Annotated in this window: 2 rRNA genes; both read right to left on the bottom strand. The window is 54.6% G+C overall.

Features of this window, described 5'->3' with window-relative positions:
- Window positions 1–96 precede the first annotated feature (96 nt).
- Window positions 97–211, bottom strand: a 5S ribosomal RNA gene (rrf, locus tag ACZLZY_RS24660).
- Between the two features lie 297 nt (window positions 212–508).
- Window positions 509–3330, bottom strand: a 23S ribosomal RNA gene (locus tag ACZLZY_RS24655).
- Between the last annotated feature and the right edge of the window lie 472 nt (window positions 3331–3802).

Raw genomic sequence — 3802 nt, 5'->3', positions numbered from 1 at the left:
CCCGAACGCAAAACGCCCCCTGCGGCACTGACCGAGGGGGCGTTTTGTTTAGTGGGTGTTGTGTTTGTCATGTGAGAGATATCTTGCGATTTGCAGACCTGGCGGCGACCGACTTTCCCGTGTCTTAAGACAAAGTATCATAGGCGCTGGAGCGTTTCACGGCCGTGTTCGGAATGGGAACGGGTGCAGCCACTCCGCCAAAACCACCAGGTCAGCGAATAGCAAGATAGAAGCTGGGTTTAGGTTTCAGGTGATGCGCTGGAAGCGCCATCCTGACCGCCTCTGCAGGGAGACGGAGTGCATGAATGAGAATGCGTCGATAATCTCAGCAGCAGTCCAGGACGAGATGCCCGTAGACCGCTAGGTCGTCGGATTGCTTTGCAATCCGCGCCACCCTGCAGACAGCTTGCCCGAGGCAAGCTGGCGTGAAGGGTCCAAGAAGAACCAAGCTCGACCGACGCGACAATCGCTGTGCGATTGTCACGGAGGTGAGCATTGGCGAATGAGAATGATCAAGCCGATCGGGCGATTAGTACCGGTAAGCTTCAAGCGTTGCCGCTCGTCCACACCCGGCCTATCAACGTGGTGGTCTACCACGGCCCTGATAGGGAGTACTCGTTTTGAGGTTAGTTTCCCGCTTAGATGCCTTCAGCGGTTATCTAGTCCGTACATAGCTACCCTGCACTGCGGCTGGCGCCACAACAGGTCCACCAGAGGTACGTTCATCCCGGTCCTCTCGTACTAGGGACAAATCCTCTCAATACTCCTACACCTACGGCAGATAGGGACCGAACTGTCTCACGACGTTCTGAACCCAACTCACGTACCGCTTTAAATGGCGAACAGCCATACCCTTGGGACCTGCTCCAGCCCCAGGATGCGATGAGTCGACATCGAGGTGCCAAACAACCCCGTCGATATGGACTCTTGGGGGTCATCAGCCTGTTATCCCCGGCGTACCTTTTATCCGTTGAGCGATGGCCCTTCCACGCGGGACCACCGGATCACTATGACCGACTTTCGTCTCTGCTCGACTTGTCTGTCTCGCAGTCAGGCGGGCTTATGCCATTGCACTCGACGACCGATTTCCGACCGGTCTGAGCCCACCATCGCGCGCCTCCGTTACTCTTTGGGAGGCGACCGCCCCAGTCAAACTACCCACCATACACTGTCCCGGATCCGGATAACGGACCGCGGTTAGACATCCATGACGATAAGGGTGGTATTTCAAGGATGGCTCCACACGAGCTGGCGCCCATGCTTCAAAGCCTACCACCTATCCTACACATGCCGACACGAATGCCAGTGTAAAGCTATAGTAAAGGTGCACGGGGTCTTTCCGTCTGACCGCAGGAACCCCGCATCTTCACGGGGAATTCAATTTCACTGAGTCTATGCTGGAGACAGCGGGGAAGTCGTTACGCCATTCGTGCAGGTCGGAACTTACCCGACAAGGAATTTCGCTACCTTAGGACCGTTATAGTTACGGCCGCCGTTTACTGGGGCTTCATTTCAGAGCTTGCACCCCTCCACTTAACCTTCCAGCACCGGGCAGGCGTCAGACCCTATACGTCGTCTTGCGACTTCGCAGAGCCCTGTGTTTTTGGTAAACAGTCGCTACCCCCTGGTCTGTGCCACCCCACCCAACTTGCGTTGGAAAGGGTCACGCTTCTTCCGAAGTTACGCGTGCAATTTGCCGAGTTCCTTCAGCATAGTTCTCTCAAGCGCCTTGGTATACTCTACCAGTCCACCTGTGTCGGTTTCGGGTACGGTCTATACGGTGGGGCTATTTCCTGGAACCTCTTCACCGCCCAATCAATCCGATAAGACTGAACGATACACGAGATCCGTCACTCACCACCAGGCCCACGATTATTAACGTGGTTCCCATCGACTACGCCTTTCGGCCTCGCCTTAGGGGCCGGCTAACCCTGCTCAGATTAACTTTAAGCAGGAACCCTTGGACTTTCGGCGAGGGTGTCTCTCACACCCTTTATCGTTACTCATGTCAGCATTCTCACTTCCGATACCTCCAGAGACCCTCACGGGTCCTCCTTCACTGGCTTACGGAACGCTCCGCTACCACGTACACTTGCGTGCACATCCACAGCTTCGGTGCATGGCTTTAGCCCCGATACATTTTCGGCGCAAAGACCCTTAATTAGACCAGTGAGCTGTTACGCTTTCTTTAAATGATGGCTGCTTCTAAGCCAACATCCTGGTTGTTTTGGGATCTTCACATCCTTTCCCACTTAGCCATGACTTGGGGACCTTAGATGGTGGTCAGGGTTGTTTCCCTCTCCACGACGGACGTTAGCACCCGCCGTGTGTCTGCCGACTAGTACTCCCCGGTATTCGGAGTTTGATTGGGTTTGGTAGGACGGTGAGTCCCCCTAGCCCATTCAGTGCTCTACCCCCGGGGGTATTCGGTCGACGCTCTACCTAAATAGATTTCGCGGAGAACCAGCTATTTCCGAGTTTGATTGGCCTTTCACCCCTAGCCACAAGTCATCCCGATCTATTGCAACAGATATGGGTTCGGTCCTCCAGTGCATGTTACTGCACCTTCAACCTGCTCATGGCTAGATCACTCGGTTTCGGGTCTAATCCGACGAACTGAACGCCCTGTTCAGACTCGCTTTCGCTACGCCTCCACCTATCGGCTTAAGCTTGCTCGCCAGACTAAGTCGCTGACCCATTATACAAAAGGTACGCCGTCACCCATTATGGCTCCGACTGTTTGTAGGCATCCGGTTTCAGGTTCTATTTCACTCCCCTTGTCGGGGTGCTTTTCACCTTTCCCTCACGGTACTGGTTCGCTATCGGTCATGCACGAGTACTTAGGCTTAGAGGGTGGTCCCCCTAATTTCAGACAGGATTTCACGTGTCCCGCCCTACTCGAGGACAATCAAGAACATTATGCCTACGGGGCTATCACCCATTCTTGCCACGATTTCCAACGTGTTCGGCTTCTTTCATAGATTGCCACTGGCCTGGTCCGCGTTCGCTCGCCGCTACTGACGGAGTCTCGGTTGATGTCCTTTCCTTCGGGTACTTAGATGTTTCAGTTCCCCGAGTTCGCTTCTTACCCCTATGTATTCGAAGGTAAGATACCTCGCTGATGACCCCTAGAAACCGCAGCGCCACCGGCCAGACCAAAGTCCAACCAGTGCCGTTCCGATTTTCTAGAAGTCGGAGGTGGGTTGCCCCATTCGGAAATCCACGGATCAAAGCTTATTCGCAGCTCCCCATGGCTTATCGCAGCGTATCACGTCCTTCATCGCCTGTGCATGCCAAGGCATCCACCAGATGCCCTTATATCACTTGATCATTCTCATCGCCAATGCTCACCATTTTGGCGCCCCTTGCGAGGAACCAAGAGAGAAGTGTCATTGATGACGTACTCTCATTCCCGAACGAAGCGTCAGCTCCGTTCGTTCGAGCACCGCAAACGCAAGGGATGTGCAATCCTTCTTACGTCCTGCAGCGGTACTCTATGCCAATCCCATCTGGAGAAGGGATTGGCGAAAGACCAGCTTCTTGAGACGGTGCCCCGATGCCACGCGGTCAGGCATGGCAATCGAAACAGGGGAACCCATTCCAACCAGTTCACCGCCGCATCCTTTCGAATGCGCCGTCAAACCCGCTGGGGTGAGGGCTATCCCTGCGGATCATGACGTCTATCCAATCGGTGATGAACCGCTTGGCGCCATGATCCAGACAGAACCCTCATTCCCATCCCTTGCGGGGTGGTTCAAAGAGCCCTTCAGGACCCGTCTTCTCTTCACAATGTCAACAGAAC

Source organism: Mesocryomonas lacus (assembly GCF_055730135.2).
The sequence above is the reverse complement of the archived record's forward strand: the minus strand, read 5'-3'. Positions and strand labels throughout refer to the sequence as shown.